Below are 19,105 nucleotides of genomic sequence, written 5' to 3' on the forward strand. Positions count from 1 at the left end.
TGATGACCGTTGACGGCAATTTTCGATGCAGACGGGCACCTAACAAGGAGATTGATGACCATTGACGGCAATTTTCGGTGCAGACGGGCACCTATCAGGGTGATTGATGACCGTTGACGGCTAATTCCCATGCAGACGGGCATCTAACGGGGCGATTGATGACCGTGATGAGCTATTTTTTCTCGAGACGGGCTCAATATGATGATCTAATGACTACCAATAGCAAATATTAGATAAAAAACCTGTTTTCCTAACCTTACATTAATCTGCCATAAAAAGCAGTTGCATATTTCACTTTTGTATTACAAAGTTTACGCGCCTACCTAAGGTGAAATTTCCTATTTTTTACTTAAATCAAACTTCGTTAAAAATTGCTGAGTATTTTTCAAAAAACGTGTCCCGCTATTCCTTATTGACTAAATTGAAGGCACACTGTAAGATACATCTAAAAATTCAATCTAAATTAACTGATAATCTAGTAGAATGAATGATACATGATTGCGAGGAAAATTTATGAGTTCCAGTAATGCTTTATTAATAAATTCACGAAAAAAGGGGATCATCCTAGTCCTTATCGGGGCTCTCCTGTGGGGAGTTTCCGGTACCGTTGCCCAGTTTCTTTTTCAGCATCAAGGTTTTAGTCCCGAGTGGCTCGTAGTAACAAGGCTATTAATATCTGGAACTCTTTTACTAGGCATCGCATATAAAAAAGAGAAACATAGAATCTGGGCTATATGGAGGGTTAAGCATGATGCTTTCAGTATTATCCTCTTTGGAATCCTTGGAATGCTGGCTGTTCAGTACACATTTTTCGCGGCCATCCACCACGGAAATGCAGCGACCGCTACGGTTCTTCAATATTTAGCTCCAGTATTGATTATGTGCTATTCGGCCTTTCGTTCGAAACGAATGCCTACTCTAATGGAAGGTTTCGCGTTAATACTTGCCATTACCGGCACGTTTTTGCTTGTAACGAGAGGGAGTCTCCATACACTTTCTATATCTGGTCTAGCCCTTTTTTGGGGTCTGACCTCAGCTGTTGCTTTAGCCTATTATACGCTTCAGCCTCTTAAGCTTCTTGCTAATTGGGGATCCGCCATCGTGGTAGGCTGGGGAATGTTAATTGGCGGCATTTTCTTTAGCTTCATTCATCCTCCATGGGTTTTCGTGGGAGAGTGGTCTTTGCCGTCTATTTTTGGAGTTGTATTTATTGTAGCTTTTGGAACAATTATTGCGTTTTATTGCTATTTAGAAAGTTTAAAGTATATTAGTGCTTCAGATACGAGTTTACTTGCCTGTGCAGAGCCATTAACAGCCGCATTCTTAGCCATCGTTTGGCTTCATGTTACATTCGGCTATGCCGAATGGCTCGGAACTATTTGTATTTTGAGTACGATTGCGCTACTGTCGGTTAAAAAAGAAAAAAGACCTGTGCAGGTGATGGAGAATGTGAAATATAATGTTCATCAATAATAGTAAGGACCGACCATATTTGGGCGTTTTTTTTTGTTGGACAGCTTCCGCACTTCCTTCAAAAACCTGTCCAATAAACCCAACTTGTTGGACAGCTTCCGCACTTCCTTCAAAAACCTGTCCAATAAATCCAACTTGTTGGACAGCTTCAGCACTTTCTTCAAAAACCTGTCCAATAAACCAGACTTCTTGGATAGCTTCAGCACTTTCCCCAAAAACCCGTCCAATAAACCAGACTTCTTGGATAGCTTCAGCACTTTCCCCAAAAACCCGTCCAATAAACTAATTCCTAAGATAATGAAATCACAATACCTATCCATCGAACCTGTTGTTTCCTTTTATTTCTTTCGTATATACACAAACTGCCTTTTTGACGGTTACCCCTTTCTTTTCCACGGAGGATCGGCTCGATCGTGTAAAGTTCGGTTGAGTTTGTATATCCCCCAAGGAATAACCGATGTCATGGCGGCAAGGAGGATTGTAGGAATGGATGGAATTCTATCGATGATTACGTTCCACATTCTTGTATTCTCTCCTTTCTATTTTACTGTTTCAATGGAAGCACCGATTTGTCTTATCTTGAATTTGACCTGAACGTCAATTTTACTTTTTTCAAAGTAGTTCTTCCCTCTGTCCCAATCTTTTTCGAGCTTTGTCCAAGTTTGGTGATGCTCCTCTTTTAAATGACTTCCTAAACCAAGGACATCAGCCTTATACTCTTTTTGGACTTTTTCAATCGTTTGAAGAATAATTTGTTCGATTTCCTTGGATGTTTCTTCTTCAAACGTGGCTATTGTTGATGGGTTTGCTAATTTTTGATTTCCGAATGATTCACCAACATTCCCTTCTGCTTCTAATTCGATTATAAATTGAATTTGGTCTAAGTCTGAAACACTCGCTTTCATGTTACTTTTACCACTTTTAATTTCAACAGTTACAAACTGGTCATCCATCACAAGATCTATTGATGCACTTTTAACCTCGCCTATGATAAAGTTTAAACCCAATGTTTCTCTTTCATTTAAGGTTCCTATCATTTTTAGATCCTCTGAGTTAAAAACAGCTGCTCCAGAAATCCTTGCATCCTTTTCATTTACAAAAATTCTTGGAACGACAAAGCTCTTTCCTTTTAATAAATCGCTATGAATTTCGCCTATATTTGTAAATGGTAAAAACCTAGCTGATTTTTTAACATTTTCACTGATAGAATTAATAAACATAATAGGAAGTTTTTCGTTTTGTGCATTTATTTCCAACGCCCTTTTAGCCTCCCCTTCCGTAATTACTACCTTTGCCGCCCTCCGCATTTCATGATCACGAACAAAAATATCTAAGGCATCATAAAGATATCCCTTTTGGGTAAGCTCTTCGGAAAGCAGGATAACCTTTAGATGCTGCATATATGGAATGCGGCTTGTTTCAGAAGCCATTTGTCTTGTTATTTGAAAAATGGTTTTTCCTTCTGAAGTAAGATTAAGGTATGGTTTATCGCCAGACGCTCCATTGTTTGTTTGCTTGCCTCCACTTGAATTTCCTTGAATATTCCCGGGTACTACAAATTGATAGGTCAACCGATAATTTTCTTTTCGCTTACCTTCAATTTTTATATCACTCTCTTGATCATTAGCAGTATCAATAGCAGCACCAATTACAAAGCCCCTCTCTTCAATTTCAACCCTATCCCAACAGCCAGCCAATAATAATACAAGGACCGTAACCAACAGACTTTTTCCTATTTTACCCATCCGCTCTCACCCCGCGAATCGTAGCAATGACAAGTAAAACGAATGGGATGACTGTACTAAATATGATCCCCGCATAGCCAATCCATTCCCCAAAAGCAGAAATCTCAAGAAAGTTTTGCGGAGTCATGGCAATGATAAAAATCAATGGCGATATGATAAAAATTAGTATCATTCGATCTGCCTTTTTAAAAATAGAACTTAACGCTAATAGGGTAATATCTAAAGCCATGGCAGCTGTGCTAAACAGGGTCATTACCCAAATGGTGAAAAATATAGATTCAAATCTTTCAAAGAACCCTCCTGGTATTTCAACCACCTTTGCTAATTCTGCTGTTGGATATAACGTGTTAGCTGCCACTTCCACCCCAAACACACCAATGACGAATACAAATACGAGTAAATATAAAAACAGCGGGATGCTCATTCCAATCATAGCTGCCTTTTTTGTATTTTTTGGATTATTTATATAAGTGTTGTAAAATAAGAGAATTTCAAAGCCTAAGAATGAAAAAACTGTTTCCTTTGACCCTTTTAAAATGTCCTTCCAGCCTGTAATAAAAAATGGCTTTATATGTTTATAATCAAAAAAACCAATATTCATTATGATCAAAATAAGAACGATAAGTAATACTACAGGCATGAACATGAGATTCACACGGAGAAGAACTGCACTTGAATCTGAAACAGCATAGATAACAACTAATAAAAAGACAAAACAAATGACTTCAACAGGAGTCCGATCAAATAAGTATAATTTGGAAATGTCAGCAACTCCTCTCGTCTCATAACTAACAAAGAGCATCGTGAACATTGAAAATAATAAGGTCAGGATTGTTGCAACTGGTTTATTAATGATTAGAGACGTAAACTCATGGAAATTCTTCTTTGGAAATCTAGCGAGCAATGTGGCTAATACCCCTACAAAACAAATAGCAGTAACTCCCCCTAACACAATAGATATCCAACCATCTATTGAATTTGTGGCTTTTACAATTGTCCGAGGGAGGGTAAGGACGCCAAATCCAATGACCATATTTGCAACTGCCATCATAACTTCTTTTCTGCCAACTTCTCTGTCACCATATTCAAAGGATTTCATGATTGCTCATCCCCTTTATTTGCTCGAGTGTCATCCTCTGTCTGTAAATATTGCGGCCTTTTTGTCAACAGTGTAATAGGAGCACGAAAAACGATATCCTTCCAATCATCCTTAAATGTCGGCGAATACGGAGCAGAATATGGGATTCCAAAACTCGTTAATCTAGCGATATGAGTGCTAATCATAATATAAACAAGAACTATGCCGTAAAGTCCGAAGAATCCCGCTGCAAGCATTGTGCCGAATCTCAGTATCCTAAACGCAATACCCGCACTGTAGGATGGAATGGCAAAAGAAGAAATAGCTGTAACAGCAACAACCATGATCATAATGGGACTTACGATACCAGCTTGTACGGCTGCATCCAATTACTAAACCTCCGACAATTCCAATCGTTTGGCCAATTGGTTTTGGCAGCCGAACCCCTGCCTCTCGGAGCAGCTCCAATGTTGCTTCCATCATAAATGCCTCGATAATTGCCGGGAAAGGGACACCTTCTCTAGAAGCAGCAATTGAAAAAGCTAATTTTGAAGGGATCATCCCTTGATGGAATGACACCAAGGAAATATAGATAGCCGGTAAAAAAATCGCAAAAAAAGCGGCAAAAAATCTTAGTATTCTCAGCAATGACCCGATAAACCAACGTTCATAATAATCTTCTGGAGATTGAAAGAGTGACACTAAGGTCGTTGGGGCAATTAAAACAAAAGGGGTACCATCTAATAGGATCGCCACCTTCCCTTGTAAGAGGGCGCTTGTTGTCTTATCTGGTCTCTCAGTGTGAAGCACTTGTGGAAAAGGAGACAAAAAGCTATCCTCAATCCACTGCTCAATTGTTCCACTTTCAGGAGCATCATCAATATCGATTGCCTTTAGCCTTCTCTTCACTTCAGCCAGAATATCCGTATGAACAATCCCTTCAACATAGCATACGATCAGATCTTTTTTTGATCGCCTGCCAACCTTATAAGATTCGAAGCGAAGATTTGGATCCCGTATATGCCTGCGGATCAGCATTGTATTAGTCCGAATATTTTCGTTGAATCCTTCCCTTGGTCCTCTTACTAATGATTCAGTTGCTGGTTCTTCTATTGATCGTTTCTCCCATCCCTTGCTCCCAACAATCAATACTTTATTCGTGCCGTTAACTAGTAATGCTGTGTCCCCGGACAAGATAGCCAACATCACCTGATCAAATGTATCTGCAGTCTGAAGTCCATCATTAGATATAACCCCATTCTTCAGTTCTTTTAAAATATCTTCTCCAGATGTTGGAATGTCCTCTTTCACATTTGGAATGCCAAGTTGAATATTTTTAATAATTTGGTTATTTATGATGTCTTTATCTACTAATCCATCAATACAAACGATGGCACACCTATGTTCACTATTACCTAAAGTGAAAACTCTTTGTATGAGATCATCCGGTGAGTTTAATAACCTTTTAATGCTGTCAAGATTTGCCTGGAGATTTGAGTAAATCGTACTTGGAATATCTCCTTGCTTATGATCAGTAAGCTTCCTTTGACTTTTGAATGGTTTTTTAAATAATTGCCTAAACATGCCGATGTCCTCCATGGAAAACAAAAAGGGATATACTCCCTCGTTGTGGAAAGATAAACATATCTTCCCCAGGAAAAACAAGGATATGTGGAATTTCATACACTTAGTACTTTGGAAGGATAACAAAAGGACAGTCCATAGATTTGAACTGTCCTTTTTTACTATATTAAAATGTTCAAAGCCCTTCTTTACCTTTTTTCAACATGTAGGCATCGCCGAGGAATTATGTTTAATCATGCTTTGGTCGTAAGTGGCAAACGAAGATGACTATGAATGGATAAGTTCCCCATCCTGTTCGTATAAATTTTAGTCAAGGAATATTATATTAATAAATCGTGGTGTAAAGATGAATACTAAATTATTAAGTGCTCTTGCCGAGCCAAATCGATTAAGGATTGTTGAATCCTTAGAGACGGCCCGCTTTCCATGAAGAAATTGCAGACCGCTTCAGATTCACTAGCTATTGGCATCTAAACATTAAGTGGGCATTATAAATCAGGTGGGGTGGAATTTTATGCTGAAGCAAATCATTGAATCTATAAGCTCCATCCAGAACCCTTTAGGCATTTAACATTTAGTTAGAACAGTATCGTGAAATCTGGGAAGAAAATCTCAAAAGTTTGGAACCTCATCTAAAAGAACTGCAAAATAAAACACAATCATTGGAGGAATAAAATGTTTACAATAACCGAAATCACTCATACATTCAACGCTCCTCGTGAGCTTGTATTTAAAGCATTTACCGAATCAGAACATTTGCAGAACTGGTGGGCCCCAAAAGGATGGACTTTTGAGATTTCTAAGTTTGAGCTTCGCCAGGATGGTGTCTTTCATTACAGTCAGACATCTCCTGACGGTAACGTAATGTGGGTCAAATTTATTTATCATGAAATAAATGCTCCAGAGAAACTCGTTTATACTTCTTTCTTTTCTGATGAGATTGGTAACATCGTACGTGCTCCTTTTAACAACAACTGGCCTCTAAAAATTAGCAATACTTTTACATTTACTGAGTTTGAAGGAAAAACAATTCTTACGATGATTGGGACTCCTGTATCTCCAACTGAGGAAGAAATTAAAACTTACGAGGAGATGCAAGAAATAGTTCATGAGGGCTTTTCAGGAACCTTCGTTCAACTGGCTAATTACCTATCAAATATTTCAAGAAACTAAAATAGGTCGATATAGAACAAAGTGAAAAGTCCTCTATTCAATGATATGTTTATTTAACTGTTAATTTAAGAAAATCATTTCCTATATCACCTTATGATTTACCAGTTTATTATTTTGAGCTAACCGTTTCTGCCAAACAATTGTTACTAACATTGTCAAAACTAAGAAAAATAGACCCATAATGAATGGATAGATTATATTAACATCATATAACATTCCGGCCAGTGTTGGCCCGAGAACATTCCCGATACTCATGTAAGCATTATTCATTCCCATTGCGAAGCCTTGTTCATTCCCAGCCATTTTGGAGATAAGGGTATTTAGGACGGGACGAAGAACAGAAGTGGCAAGGAAGATTAAAAGAGTAATCCCAAAGAAAAGTGCATATGAAGACGCAAACAAAGAGAGAAGGAAACCAATTGCTGCTACTCCTAAAAAAATATTTAGGACAACACCTTCTCCATAAAGACTAACGATCCGATCAACTACGAAAAGCTGCACAATGACGCTTACAATACCCGTAGATGTTACCATCATCGCAATTTGCTGCGGAGTTGCACCAAATTGATTATCAACAAATAGACCAAGAACTGATTCGAATGCCATTAATCCAAAACTCATTACGAGCGTTATAATCAACGGAATAAAGTAAGGCATCTTCACAGATCGAATCATTTTTCTAGCCATGGATTCTTCATCTTCGGAAAAATCCTTTATTTCTGATGTTTTACTTTCCTTTAGGATATAGATGGAAAATAATACGGCAACAAGTGATACAAGTGCAGAAATCAAAAGTGGAACCTTTAATCCAAAATCCGCCAAAAAACCGCCTACGCCCGGGCCAATAACAATACCTAGTGACATTGAGGCTGATACTAAGCTATTTCCTTTTGCTCGTTGATCCAACGTAGTAATATCCGCTATATAAGCAAAAATAGCCGGTACGAGCAATGCTGCGCCAATGCCTCCAATGATTCGAGAAGTATATAGCCACCAAATAGAATCAAAACCATAAAATACAAACATTGAAAGCGTCAGCCCTATTAAACCATAAATAATCATCTTTCTGCGTCCGTATTGATCAGCCCATTTCCCTGCAATCGGAGAAAAGATTAATTGTGCTCCTGCAAATAGTGCAATCATTAAACCCGCGGCTGTACCACCTTGATTAATGGATTCTAAATACGCAGGCAAAATTGGGATAATAATCCCAAAACTTCCAATAGCAATGAACATATTTATCATCAATATCAATATTTTTTTCCGTTGTTCTGCATTCATGATTGTTACCCTCTCATTCTCTATTACATGTCAACCTAATAATTAACTTCACTTATTACCTGAGTTGATTCACCTTGGAAAGAACTTTTCTGCTATTCAAGACAAATAATAATTTTTACATTAATACTAGGCAATTGTCAATAATCCGATATCCTTTTTATGATCAGCCAAACTAGCTTGTTGTTCCAAATCGCTTAGCGTTTCTGGCTCGAGCACGTTCCGCTTCGATTTCACGATTGCGCGGGTCGGCACTCGTTTCAAGGGAGCAAAATAATTCCCTAGAAATTCTTGCTACCTCATTAACCGCACGATTAAACGCTTCATCGTTCACCTTTGACGGTTTGTTAAAGCCTGTTATCTTTCTTACGTACTGAAGAGCTGCTGCGTAAATTTCTTCTTCGGTAGCTGGGGGATCAAAATTAAATAAGGTTTTAATATTTCTGCACATAAGTTTCTCCTCTTTCTTTCATTAATAACTACTTCCCATTCTACAAATGGCGATGAATATCCTTTTATTCTCAAAATGCATTATTTAGAAAGGAACTGATCCGAGTAGTAATTCGTTCCGCAAATGGGGGCTTTGAAATGCAGCTAAAATAGCAAAAACGCCCAGATCATGTGCTCGGAGCGTTGATTTATTCAATACTTCACTATTACTTTGCAAAAGTTTAACGGACTCCCATTCCGCTATTTACTTAAAATCCCCCAACTTCCAAATGTGAACGAACACCAGTGCCGTTAATCGATGAAAATCATACAAAATTAACACTTTTGAACCTTATTAACGGAACCTTAGTCCGATAAGACTATGAAATAAAGGTGATTTTGTGAAATAGCGGAACCACAGTCCAAAATTTTCCTCAACCTGAACAATTCGATGAATTTACTACTTCTATTTCCATATTAAATTTAAGGTTAGATTCTACCTTGTCTGGGACCAGACACCACATGACAAAACTAAGCAAAGGCGGAACTTCTACTCCTGCTCTCGATTCGCCGTCTGATCCATAGCATCATCGGCACCTTCGCCCGCCTTGTTGCCTAGTGCACCGCCAGCAATAGCGCCCGCAACTGTGCCAAGCGGACCTAACACAGAACCCACTGCAGCACCAGCAGCAGCACCGGCTCCCGTTCCAAGTGCCTCACCAGCATCGATGTCATTACGATTTCGCTTTTCGTCTGCCAATTATTTCACCTCCATGTTTGGGAAGTGCTATTGCTTTCACAATTAAACACATCCCTCAAATGTATTTTGCACTTCAATTTGTACTATTAATTAAAAATCATCTAATTAACTTCTGGTAAGTTTAGTCACTAAACTTTTCGCATTGATTTGAGCCAAAGTGTACTTGTTAAATTGAAAGAACGCTTCAAATTTGAAGCGTTCTTTCTATCTTCATTTATTCCTTTGCTAACATTCCTTGTGCCGGAGCTTTCATATTGTAAATTGGCAAAATGACGAGAAGGCCAATAACAAATAGAACAGCTGCAAACTCGAACATCGTAACAATCGATGTCATTTCTTTTAGGATACCTGCCAAACTCATTGTTATTACCATAGCCCCACTGAAAAGCGGACTTAATGTTCCATTAACTCTTCCAATGAATTCAGATTGGGTATTTTGAAGGATTAGCGTATTAATCCCAATTTGGATGCATGGAAAGAATAAACCGTTCACAAATTCTGCTCCAAGCGTAAGCGGTAAATTAGTAGAGAAACCAATCACACTCATCCCTACAGCATTTGCTAGCATACCAATGACCAATAGTTTTTGCGGCGGAACAGACTTTGAGAACATAACTGAGATCGCTCCACCTACTATCATCCCGATTCCGTTTGCCATTAATAGCCATTGTAAGCTTTCTTTTGCTAATTCCAATCGTTCTGTCACGAGAAAAATGGATAAAGGGTGGATCAACCCAATCGCAAGCCCTGCAGCCATAAAACAAAGTCCAAGAAGCTTCAATTCCTTTTTGGCAAGAACATAACGAATTCCGCTTTTCATTTCTTCCATTAAAGTCGATTCTTTCTTTTCGCTTTCCATCGAATGGTCAGCTGGAATAAAGGCTAGCATGACTGCGGAAAGGAGGAACGCAACGCCAGTAATGGCAATGGACACATCTATTCCAAATTGCTGGAATACAAACGTTCCAAGCACAGGTCCAAAGACCATGAAAACGGCAAAAATCGTTTGGTAGATGGACATGGCCGATTGGATCAATTTTTCATCCAAGTGCATTTTAAATAATTTCATTCCTGACGGCTGGGAAAATTGCGATAAAATGGCTGAAATTAATGTAGCGAAGAAAATGATTTTCCAGGAGCCGATCACTAGAGTGATTAATACGGCAAATACGGAAACCGCACTTAATATATCACACCAAATCATCGTTCTCTTTGGCCGCCAGCGATCGGCGAATGTCCCGCCAATAAAGGAGAAAATAAAGATTGGAGCAAACTCGGCAACAGATATCATCGAAACGGCAAAGGCATCTCCATTTGTTTTTTCCATGACGAATAGAAGAACAGCAAAATTTCGAACCCAAATTCCGATTTGAAGGAATAAGGATGATAGAAAAATAGCCTGAACAAAACGGTTTTTAAATAATTGTGACATAACATTCCTCATTTCTAGTAGTGAGAGGTAGGATAGGAGGAAAAAGGCGAAAGCACCGATTTCTTGTTTGAAACCCCTTTTCAATAATTACTTAAAGACGCAAAAGACTCCCATCCGCCATGTTTGGATAGGAGTTCATCTAAAACCATAGAAAAAGACATAGTACGGCTGTACTACTGCAACGATCATCTTTTTTCTATAAAAGTATAGACTAATCCCATTCAAATATGACTTCGCAATTTACGAATGTACGTTTGAAAACAGGATTAGTAGATCATCGCCCTATGGTCACCCTCTCGTGTAATGTGTTAATATCGTACACAATTTCATTCTAGGTTTCAAGCACTTATTTAATTTTTTTACAAAAAAAGGGTAAATTATTTACAAAAGACAGTTCTTGACATGAAACCAAATGGTTTTATATAATTCAAAAAGAGAAACCAAATGGTTTTATATTAACTAGAAAGAAGGATTATGACTATGCAAACTAAAGTAGCGGATATTAAGAAGACTATTGTATTTGAAGCGCCCATTCAAAAAGTATGGGAAGCCGTATCAACAGCAGAAGGCATTGCATCTTGGTTCATGCCAAATGACTTCCAGCTAGAGGTAGGCCATGAATTTCATATACAATCTCCATTCGGGCCATCTCCGTGTAAAGTATTGGAAATTAATGCTCCGAATCATTTATCTTTTTCTTGGGATACAGATGGCTGGTTTGTTTCTTTCGATTTAAAGGATTTAGGAGATAAAACTGAATTTACAATGGTTCATGGCGGCTGGAAACAAACAGATGAAATTGTACCTAAAGCCGGAAGAAGTGCAGCCGAAATCCGCGATACAATGAACGGCGGCTGGGAGGCGCTTGTTAAACAAAAACTACGCAAAGTTGTGGAAGGGTAATGTCAGCTTTACAAAAGTATGATGTTTTCCAGGCGATTGCCGATCCAACTCGCAGAGAAGTGCTTAAGTTATTGGCAGAAAAAGAACGGCCCATTTCAGAAATTACTGCCCATTTCTCCATGAGCCGAACGGCAATTGCAAAGCATCTACACGTGTTGTCAGAAGCAGAACTTGTAAGCGGGCAAAAAGTAGGTCGAGAAAAGCGCTATAGTCTGCAGCCCGAATCGTTCACAGAATTAAAACAATGGCTCGCCTACTTCGATCAGTTCTGGGATAATAAGCTATCGATGCTAAAATATCTCGTTGAAGGTCAAGAGAATGAGCGCGGGCACGATTGAGGCAAAAAACCCGATTCTTTTAAAACAGAATCGGGTTTATGCATGATTATTCAATCTATTTTTTCAAAGGGAAATGACAGGCTGCAAAATGTCCATCGAGATGTTCCATTAGTTCAGGTTCCTTTTGCTTGCAAAGATCTGTTGCATACGGACACCTAGTATGAAAAGTACAGCCGCTTGGCGGATTTGCAGGGCTTGGCAAATCTCCTGTTAGCCTAATTTGCTTCTTCTGAAACTCTGGATTTGGTCTTGGTATAGCAGACAGCAGAGCCTCGGTATACGGGTGTGAAGTATTTTCAAATAAGGAATCACGGCTTGCAATTTCAACAATTTTCCCTAGATACATAACTGCAATTCGATCACTAATATGTTTTACAGCTGGTAAACCATGTGCAATAAATATATATGTTAGGTTGTATTTCTTCTGTAAATCCTTTAAAAGATTTAAGATTTGAGATTGGATTGAAACATCAAGTGCAGAAACTGGCTCATCACAAACGATCAATTTAGGATTTAATGCCAAAGCACGGGCAATTCCAATCCGCTGTCTTTGACCTCCACTAAACTCATGTGGGTACCTATTATAATGATGTTCGCCAAGACCAACGACCTCAAGTAATTCTATCACCTTTTGCTTAATCTCTTGACTTGAAGAATAAACCTTATGAACCTTTAATGGTTCACCTATTAACTGCCCAACAGTCATCCTTGGATTGAGGGATGAAAATGGATCTTGAAAAATAATCTGAAGATCGCGGCGAATTTTTCTAATTTGTTCTTTATTCAGGTCATTTAAGTTCTGATTATTAAACCAAATTTCGCCTTCAGTAGGTTCTAAAAGTTTCATAATCATTTGTCCTGTTGTAGATTTTCCACAACCAGACTCTCCTACAATACCAAGTGTTTCACCTTGTTTCACAAAGAAGTTAAGGCCATCAACAGCACGGACTGTTGTTTTTTCACTTGAAAAGAATCCTTTGCTTGAGATGAAATGTTTTTTCAGCCCTTTGACTTCAAGAAGTATTTTCTCTTCAGTATTTACCGACATGCCATAACCTCCTTACGTATTAAAACAGCGTTTTTTATGAACTTCGTTTATTTGTTCCAATTTTGGCTTACTTAATTTACATTGTTCTGTTGCTAATGGGCAACGAGGATGGAAAGCACATCCTGTAGGCATTTGAAGAGGATTAGGTACAGAACCGGTAATCGAATCTAAATATTCCTGCTGGACTTCAAGCTTTGGAATGGAGTTAATTAAGCCTTCTGTATATGGATGCTTCGGATTTGCAAAGATTTCTTTAACTGGCGCTTCTTCCACTACTTCCCCTGCATACATAACAACTACTTTATCAGCCATTTCAGCTACCACACCTAGATCATGAGTAATCAGAATCATACCTGTATTTGACTCTTCTTTTAATTCCTTCATTAAATCTAAAATTTGTGCCTGAATCGTCACATCTAGTGCAGTAGTTGGCTCATCAGCAATCAATAATTTCGGATTACAAGAAAGTGCCATGGCAATCATTACCCTTTGCCTCATTCCACCTGAAAGCTGATGAGGGAAATTATTGACTACTTTTTCCGCATTTGGAATCCCAACTCGGTTTAGCATGTCAATGCTTTTTTCCTTTGCTTCATTTTTAGAAAGATTTTGGTGGACTCGAAATACTTCGCTCATCTGATTTCCAATTGTAAAGACTGGATTCAATGAAGTCATCGGCTCTTGGAAGATCATAGCAATTTCATTTCCGCGAATTTTCCGTAGCTGCTTTTTATTTATAGTTGTTAAATCCTTATCTTCAAAACCAATTTTACCGCCTGTAATCTTGCCTGGAGAAGAAATCAACCCTAGAATCGATAATGATGTTACACTTTTTCCACAGCCAGATTCACCAACGACAGCCACGGTTTCTCCTTTATCTACCGAGAATGTTACGTTATTTACTGAATTAACTATGCCGCCTTCAGTTTTGAATTGTACTTGTAGTTCTTGAATGTCTAATAGTTTAGTTGTCACAAAACCACCCTACCCCTTCTTCGCTTTCAAACGAGGATCAAGTGTGTCTCGCAGCCAGTCACCTAGGAAAATGATTCCCAGGACCGTAATTGTAATGGCTATGCCTGGGAATGTTGCGATCCACCAGCTTGTAGCTAAATATTCTCTTCCGTCACTTAACATTAGTCCCCATGAAACATCAGGAGGCTGTATGCCTAATCCTAAAAAGCTTAATGAGGCTTCCAAAATGATTGTAGAGGCGACATTTAGAGTAGCAATGACAATAAAGGATGAAATAATATTTGGCAAAATATAAGTCGCTATGATTCGGCTATCCTTTGCTCCGATTGCCTTAGCTGAACGAACAAAGTCCCTTGCCTTAATGCTTAATGTTTCACTTCGTACCATTCTTGCATAAGTGACCCAAGTAATTCCGCCTAATACAAGAATTAATGTTGGTAGACTTGGACCCAAAATCGCTAAAACAATTAACATAAATAGAATATTCGGGATTGCCAAAAAGGAATCTACTAATCTCATGATGATTGTATCTACAATTCCACCGTAATAACCAGATATTAACCCCATTACCATTCCGATCAAGCCCGCTAATAAAACGGCTGAAAATCCTACTAATAATGAAACCCTTGATCCATAGAGAATTCTGCTCAAAATATCTCTGCCAAGGTTATCTGTCCCCAAAAGATGGCCAGCGACAGCGCCATCCATCCAAAAAGGGGGTTTCAGCCTGTTTGCTACATTTGTGACCGCAGGATCAAATGGTGCAAGGAGAGGTGCAAAAATTGCTCCTATTACAACTAGAATCACAATTAGTAATCCTACTGTTCCTGTTTTACTTTTTAACAATTGGGATAAAAACTTTGAAAATCTTCCTACTTCTTTAGTTTTACTTAGATTTGAAGCGTTTATTTTTTCCATATGAGTTGGTAAAGACATGAAATCCCCCCTATACTTTAATCATATTTAATTCTTGGATCTAGAAAACGATAAGCTAAATCGGCTAATAAATTACTGAAAATAACAAACAATGCAATGATAAATGTTGCTGCTTGAACTACTGCCATGTCACGGGCATTCACTGATTGTATTAAAAGCTGACCCATTCCCGGCCACGCAAATACAGTCTCAGTAATAAGTGTTCCTCCAATTAAAGTTGAAGTTTGCAAGGCCATAATCGTAATAACAGGAATTAAGGCATTACGCAGCCCATGCTTATTAATAACGATTGCTTCAACCAAGCCCTTTGCTCTAGCCGTTCGAATATAGTCTTGTCCCAAGATATCAAGCATGCTTGAACGAATTAATCTGGTCATCTGTGCTGCTATTCCAGCTCCTAAAGTTATAGCTGGCAAAACAAGATGAGCCATCGTTCCTCTTCCTGACACTGGGAACATGCCTAAAGTAACTGAGAATAATAAAATAAGCATGATTCCTAACCAGAAGTTAGGCATTGCTTTTCCAAGCACAGAGCCACCTGTAATAAATAAATCCAAGAAAGAATTTCTTCTTGTTGCAGATAAAATTCCTAACGGGACAGAAATAATGATCGCTACTACCATAGAGGCAGTTGCCAATTCTAATGTCGCAGGCAAACGATCCAGAATGATAGGAAGTGCTGCCTCTTGATATTTAAATGAATTTCCAAAATCCCCTTGAACAAGATTACTTATAAAAACTCCATATTGCACAAGGAGAGGTTTGTCTAAGCCTAGTGCACGGGTTAATTCTTCGCGTTCTTCTTCTGTAGCATCCATTGGTAATGCTAATGTAACAGGATCACCCGTTACATTAACGAGTATAAAAACAATTAATGTAATTAAAAACAGAACAGGTATGATCTGTAATATTTGTTTGAATAGAAATTTCTTCATCCTTTCACCTCATTGTAAATGGTAAATATCGTATTGCCTGTAGACGGCGTTTTAGTAAAAGGTCTAATATATGTGGCGCATTCTTCAGATGTAAGTCCCTGACTATAACAATTTGTTTAAATTAGTCACTCACTGAATGTAGTTTGAGGTTACTTTATTAATATTGATAAGGGAAAAGGTCCCATTAACGAGACCTTTTCACTAGACAAGTTTATTATTTGACTACTTCAACATCATCTACAACATACCATTCATCAATGTGTGTCTCATATGTTAGCTTGTCACTCATTCCAAGGAATTGGTCTAGTGTGTATAAATAAACACGAGGGCGTTCTTCTGCCACGATTTCTTGAACTTGTTTATATTGCTCAGCACGTGCCTCTTCATTCATATTATACATCGCTTCATCTAAAAGCTTTTCAATCTCAGGGTTCTTATAGTCCGTTTCACCTGCAGTAATGGCAGGGTGAACTTGTCCTAAAGGATTGGAAGCATCACCTAAAGAATTTGCAAAGCCAACCATGTACACTTCTTTAAACGTTTTTCCACTCACGTTTTCTAAAAACTTACTCCATTCTAATGGTTCAAGAGTTACGTTGACGCCCACTTCCGCTAACATCGCTTGGATTAATTCAGCGGATTCCTTATCCTTTAAATAACGTCCATTTGAAACACTTAATGTAAGATCAAGCCCTTTTTCATACCCTGCTTCTTTTAATAATTTCTTCGCTTTTTCAGGATCAAATAAACTTTTCCCATATAAATCTTCATTCCCGCCAAATGAATATGGAGTTACTCCCGTTCTCGTCGGTGTTCCTGCTCCTCCATAAATTGTGTCAATGATCAATTGTTTATCGATGGCTAAATCAATGGCTTCCCTTACTCGAGGATCAGCTGTTGCATTTCCATCAGTTAAGCGGAGAACCAGCTGCATGATACGATGTGTTGGTCCTGATACCATTTGTGTGCCTTCATTATTTTTTACTCGCTCCCAATCACTTGGAGGGATATTTACCGCCATATCTACACCACCCGTTAGAAGCTCCGCTACACGGGTAGAATCTTCAGGGATAATACGGAAAACAACTTTTTCCCATTTCGGATCATATTTATGATACTCAGCAAATTTTTCAAGCACGATACGATCATCTTTTTTCCATTCAACAAATTTATACGGTCCTGCACCTACTGGATTTTTCAAGAAATGCTCCCAGCCGTTTTCTTCGATATATTTTGCAGGCAAGATCCCAGATCCTTGTCTGGATACACGATTAAGCAATACTGGGTCTGGCCCATTTGTAATAACTTGAAACGTATGATCATCAATTACTTTTACTTCTTTAATTTGTTTAAAATATTTATTTTCTAATAATGATGTATCAGTTGCAGCGCGCTCTAATGAAAATTTCACATCATTAGAAGTCACCGGGTCACCATTGTGGAATTTTGCCTTTGGATTTAAGGTGAACTCCCAAGTTAATTCGTCAATATTTTTCCAAGAGTCAGCTAAATCAGGAACAAATTCACCATCACGATTCTTCTCAATTAAGGAATCAAACATATTCACATGGATAGCTTGTGTTTGTGTTGCTTGGTGGTTATGAACATCAAAACTCGCCACATCAGCACTAACTGCGATGGTTAAATCCTTATCACTATTTTCAGTACCCTTACTTCCTTTTGAGCCATTGGCAGTTGAGGCATTATCACCATTACTGCAGCCCGCAATAATAACCATTAAAACCATTAAAACTATAAAACTAGCATTTCTAAGCTTTTTCATGATTGTCCTCCATTATGTTGTTTTGTTTCATTATTAAGAAAATTTAGAGCCAACTGAACTAATGCAGCAGATCCTAGCGGCAATATTTCATCATTAATATCAAATAGCGGATGATGGAGCGGATAGCTTCCATCCTTACTCGCTCCCAATCGGAAAAATACGCCTGGTATATGTTTTGTATAATAGGAAAAATCTTCTCCGCCCATCGATGGTTTAATATAATTAAAGTTTGAATCACCAACTAATTCCTTAGCGGTTTGATCAAGCAAATCAACCATTTGGTCATCATTGATTACACTTGGGTAACCCATGTCGTAATTAAATTCATAATTTGCACCAAAGGCTTCTGTTACACCTTTAATAATACTTTCCATTTTATTCGGCATCGCTTCCCTTACTTCGGGGTTTAAAGTTCTGACAGTTCCAATAAAAGTAACCTCTGGAGCTATAATATTGTAAGCACTGCCGCCCTCAATTTTCCCAATGGTTAATACCGCAGGATCTAACGGATCAATTTGTCTGCTTACAACATGCTGCAATGCTGAAATTACTTCACTTGCTACAGTAATAGAGTCAACAGTTTGATGTGGTCTAGCAGCATGACCGCCTACTCCAATTATTTTTACCTCAAACGTATCAGCTGCAGCCATTGCCTGATTCCGAACTACAGCTAGAGTTCCAGATGGCAGCATAGGATCTATATGTAACCCTGCAATTCTATTAACTGTCGGATTAGATAACACCCCATCCTCAATCATTGCCGGAGCTCCGCCTAATCCCTCTTCAGCAGGTTGGAAAATAAATTTAATGTTCCCCTTCTCTGGTCCTCCCATTTCAGCCAAAACTTTCGCGGCTCCCATAAGCATACTCGTGTGAGCATCATGACCACAGGCATGAGCCTTTCCCGGAACCTTTGAACGATAATCGACTGTTTTCCGATCTTCCATCGGTAAAGCATCCATATCTGCTCTTAATGCAATCGTAGGGCCTTCGCTTTTCCCTTTTATCAATCCAACAACACCAGTTTTTCCGATATTTCTTGTTGTTTCGATTCCTAAAGACTCTAAATGTTCGGCAACAATTTTTGATGTTCTAACTTCTTCAAAACCCAATTCTGGATGCTGGTGAAAATCGCGTCTCCATGTTATTAACTGATTTTTAAGCTCATAGGCTTTTTCAAGAATTTCTGATTTCATTGAAGTTCCCATAGCCAAAATTACCCCCTACTTACTTTT

General features: G+C 38.4%; 16 protein-coding genes and 1 pseudogene. 4 read left to right on the forward strand and 13 right to left on the reverse strand.

What is annotated here, in order from left to right; translation table 11 throughout:
* Window positions 1–513: 513 nt before the first annotated feature.
* Entirely contained in the window at window positions 514–1,473 is a 960-nt protein-coding gene (locus V7164_RS04240; protein ID WP_335345777.1) for a DMT family transporter, read from the forward strand.
* 539 nt (window positions 1,474–2,012) lie between these two features.
* Here the strand turns inward: V7164_RS04240 and V7164_RS04245 are convergent.
* The 3 genes and pseudogenes from V7164_RS04245 to V7164_RS04255 form a co-directional block, all read right to left on the reverse strand.
* A complete protein-coding gene (locus V7164_RS04245; RefSeq protein WP_335353472.1) occupies window positions 2,013–3,218 on the reverse strand; it encodes a Ger(x)C family spore germination protein in 1,206 nt (401 codons plus the stop codon).
* Complete coding sequence (locus V7164_RS04250) at window positions 3,211–4,317, reverse strand: GerAB/ArcD/ProY family transporter (RefSeq protein ID WP_335353473.1); 1,107 nt, start codon at window positions 4,315–4,317, stop codon at window positions 3,211–3,213. The genes V7164_RS04245 and V7164_RS04250 overlap by 8 nt, the downstream gene beginning before the upstream one ends.
* Window positions 4,314–5,979, reverse strand: a pseudogene (locus V7164_RS04255) (spore germination protein). Before V7164_RS04255 ends, V7164_RS04250 begins: the two are co-directional and overlap by 4 nt.
* Before the next feature lie 576 nt (window positions 5,980–6,555).
* Here V7164_RS04255 and V7164_RS04260 point away from each other — a divergent pair.
* Window positions 6,556–7,053 (forward strand): SRPBCC family protein, encoded by a 498-nt coding sequence (locus V7164_RS04260; RefSeq protein WP_335353474.1) that lies wholly within the window; start codon window positions 6,556–6,558, stop codon window positions 7,051–7,053.
* Between the two features lie 81 nt (window positions 7,054–7,134).
* Here the strand turns inward: V7164_RS04260 and V7164_RS04265 are convergent, their stop codons facing one another.
* The 4 genes from V7164_RS04265 to V7164_RS04280 all read right to left on the reverse strand — a co-directional run bounded on the left by V7164_RS04265 (window position 7,135) and on the right by V7164_RS04280 (window position 10,964).
* Window positions 7,135–8,334, reverse strand: a complete 1,200-nt coding sequence (locus tag V7164_RS04265; protein WP_335353475.1) for an MFS transporter — start codon at window positions 8,332–8,334, stop codon at window positions 7,135–7,137.
* A gap of 172 nt (window positions 8,335–8,506) precedes the next feature.
* Complete coding sequence (locus V7164_RS04270; RefSeq protein WP_335353476.1) at window positions 8,507–8,782, reverse strand: DUF2277 domain-containing protein; 276 nt, start codon at window positions 8,780–8,782, stop codon at window positions 8,507–8,509.
* A 528-nt stretch (window positions 8,783–9,310) separates the two neighbouring features.
* Window positions 9,311–9,520, reverse strand: a complete 210-nt coding sequence (locus tag V7164_RS04275; RefSeq protein ID WP_335353477.1) for a hypothetical protein — start codon at window positions 9,518–9,520, stop codon at window positions 9,311–9,313.
* Window positions 9,521–9,734: 214 nt separating this feature from the next.
* Window positions 9,735–10,964, reverse strand: coding sequence for an MFS transporter (locus V7164_RS04280; RefSeq protein ID WP_335353488.1), 1,230 nt, complete (start codon window positions 10,962–10,964; stop codon window positions 9,735–9,737).
* A 462-nt stretch (window positions 10,965–11,426) separates the two neighbouring features.
* Here V7164_RS04280 and V7164_RS04285 point away from each other — a divergent pair, with 462 nt between their 5' ends.
* Window positions 11,427–11,855: an SRPBCC family protein gene (locus tag V7164_RS04285; protein WP_335353478.1), complete on the forward strand. Its 429-nt coding sequence runs from the start codon at window positions 11,427–11,429 to the stop codon at window positions 11,853–11,855.
* On the forward strand, window positions 11,855–12,193 hold the full coding sequence (locus V7164_RS04290) for an ArsR/SmtB family transcription factor (RefSeq protein WP_335353479.1): 339 nt from the start codon (window positions 11,855–11,857) through the stop codon (window positions 12,191–12,193). Before V7164_RS04285 ends, V7164_RS04290 begins: the two co-directional genes overlap by 1 nt.
* Window positions 12,194–12,248: 55 nt before the next feature.
* Here the strand turns inward: V7164_RS04290 and V7164_RS04295 are convergent, their stop codons facing one another.
* The 6 genes from V7164_RS04295 to V7164_RS04320 form a co-directional block, all read right to left on the reverse strand.
* Window positions 12,249–13,241 carry an ABC transporter ATP-binding protein gene (locus V7164_RS04295; RefSeq protein ID WP_335343819.1) on the reverse strand — a complete coding sequence of 331 codons (993 nt, stop codon included), beginning with the start codon at window positions 13,239–13,241 and terminating at the stop codon, window positions 12,249–12,251.
* Between the two features lie 12 nt (window positions 13,242–13,253).
* Window positions 13,254–14,216 carry an ABC transporter ATP-binding protein gene (locus tag V7164_RS04300; RefSeq protein ID WP_335343818.1) on the reverse strand — a complete coding sequence of 321 codons (963 nt, stop codon included), beginning with the start codon at window positions 14,214–14,216 and terminating at the stop codon, window positions 13,254–13,256.
* 9 nt (window positions 14,217–14,225) lie between these two features.
* Window positions 14,226–15,152: an ABC transporter permease gene (locus tag V7164_RS04305; RefSeq protein WP_335343817.1), complete on the reverse strand. Its 927-nt coding sequence runs from the start codon at window positions 15,150–15,152 to the stop codon at window positions 14,226–14,228.
* Between the two features lie 17 nt (window positions 15,153–15,169).
* On the reverse strand, window positions 15,170–16,087 hold the full coding sequence (locus tag V7164_RS04310) for an ABC transporter permease (protein ID WP_335343816.1): 918 nt from the start codon (window positions 16,085–16,087) through the stop codon (window positions 15,170–15,172).
* A 214-nt stretch (window positions 16,088–16,301) separates the two neighbouring features.
* The gene (locus tag V7164_RS04315; protein ID WP_335343815.1) at window positions 16,302–17,870 is read right to left on the reverse strand and encodes an ABC transporter substrate-binding protein; all 1,569 of its coding nucleotides are present in this window, start codon (window positions 17,868–17,870) and stop codon (window positions 16,302–16,304) included.
* Window positions 17,867–19,078 (reverse strand): M20 metallopeptidase family protein, encoded by a 1,212-nt coding sequence (locus V7164_RS04320; protein WP_335343814.1) that lies wholly within the window; start codon window positions 19,076–19,078, stop codon window positions 17,867–17,869. The genes V7164_RS04315 and V7164_RS04320 overlap by 4 nt, the downstream gene beginning before the upstream one ends.
* Window positions 19,079–19,105 lie beyond the last annotated feature (27 nt).

The organism is Bacillus sp. JJ1474 (genome assembly GCF_036965225.1).
GTDB lineage: Bacteria > Bacillota > Bacilli > Bacillales > Cytobacillaceae > Cytobacillus.

Bases quoted from the DNA above. Each gene is read 5' to 3' on its own strand.
- V7164_RS04295 (WP_335343819.1), bottom strand. From the start codon at position 13,241: ATGTCGGTAAATACTGAAGAGAAAATACTTCTTGAAGTCAAAGGGCTG.
- V7164_RS04250 (WP_335353473.1), bottom strand. From the start codon at position 4,317: ATGAAATCCTTTGAATATGGTGACAGAGAAGTTGGCAGAAAAGAAGTT.
- V7164_RS04265 (WP_335353475.1), bottom strand. From the start codon at position 8,334: ATGAATGCAGAACAACGGAAAAAAATATTGATATTGATGATAAATATG.
- V7164_RS04260 (WP_335353474.1), top strand. From the start codon at position 6,556: ATGTTTACAATAACCGAAATCACTCATACATTCAACGCTCCTCGTGAG.
- V7164_RS04290 (WP_335353479.1), top strand. From the start codon at position 11,855: ATGTCAGCTTTACAAAAGTATGATGTTTTCCAGGCGATTGCCGATCCA.
- V7164_RS04270 (WP_335353476.1), bottom strand. From the start codon at position 8,782: ATGTGCAGAAATATTAAAACCTTATTTAATTTTGATCCCCCAGCTACC.
- V7164_RS04305 (WP_335343817.1), bottom strand. From the start codon at position 15,152: ATGTCTTTACCAACTCATATGGAAAAAATAAACGCTTCAAATCTAAGT.
- V7164_RS04240 (WP_335345777.1), top strand. From the start codon at position 514: ATGAGTTCCAGTAATGCTTTATTAATAAATTCACGAAAAAAGGGGATC.
- V7164_RS04285 (WP_335353478.1), top strand. From the start codon at position 11,427: ATGACTATGCAAACTAAAGTAGCGGATATTAAGAAGACTATTGTATTT.
- V7164_RS04245 (WP_335353472.1), bottom strand. From the start codon at position 3,218: ATGGGTAAAATAGGAAAAAGTCTGTTGGTTACGGTCCTTGTATTATTA.
- V7164_RS04280 (WP_335353488.1), bottom strand. From the start codon at position 10,964: ATGAGGAATGTTATGTCACAATTATTTAAAAACCGTTTTGTTCAGGCT.
- V7164_RS04320 (WP_335343814.1), bottom strand. From the start codon at position 19,078: ATGGGAACTTCAATGAAATCAGAAATTCTTGAAAAAGCCTATGAGCTT.
- V7164_RS04310 (WP_335343816.1), bottom strand. From the start codon at position 16,087: ATGAAGAAATTTCTATTCAAACAAATATTACAGATCATACCTGTTCTG.
- V7164_RS04315 (WP_335343815.1), bottom strand. From the start codon at position 17,870: ATGAAAAAGCTTAGAAATGCTAGTTTTATAGTTTTAATGGTTTTAATG.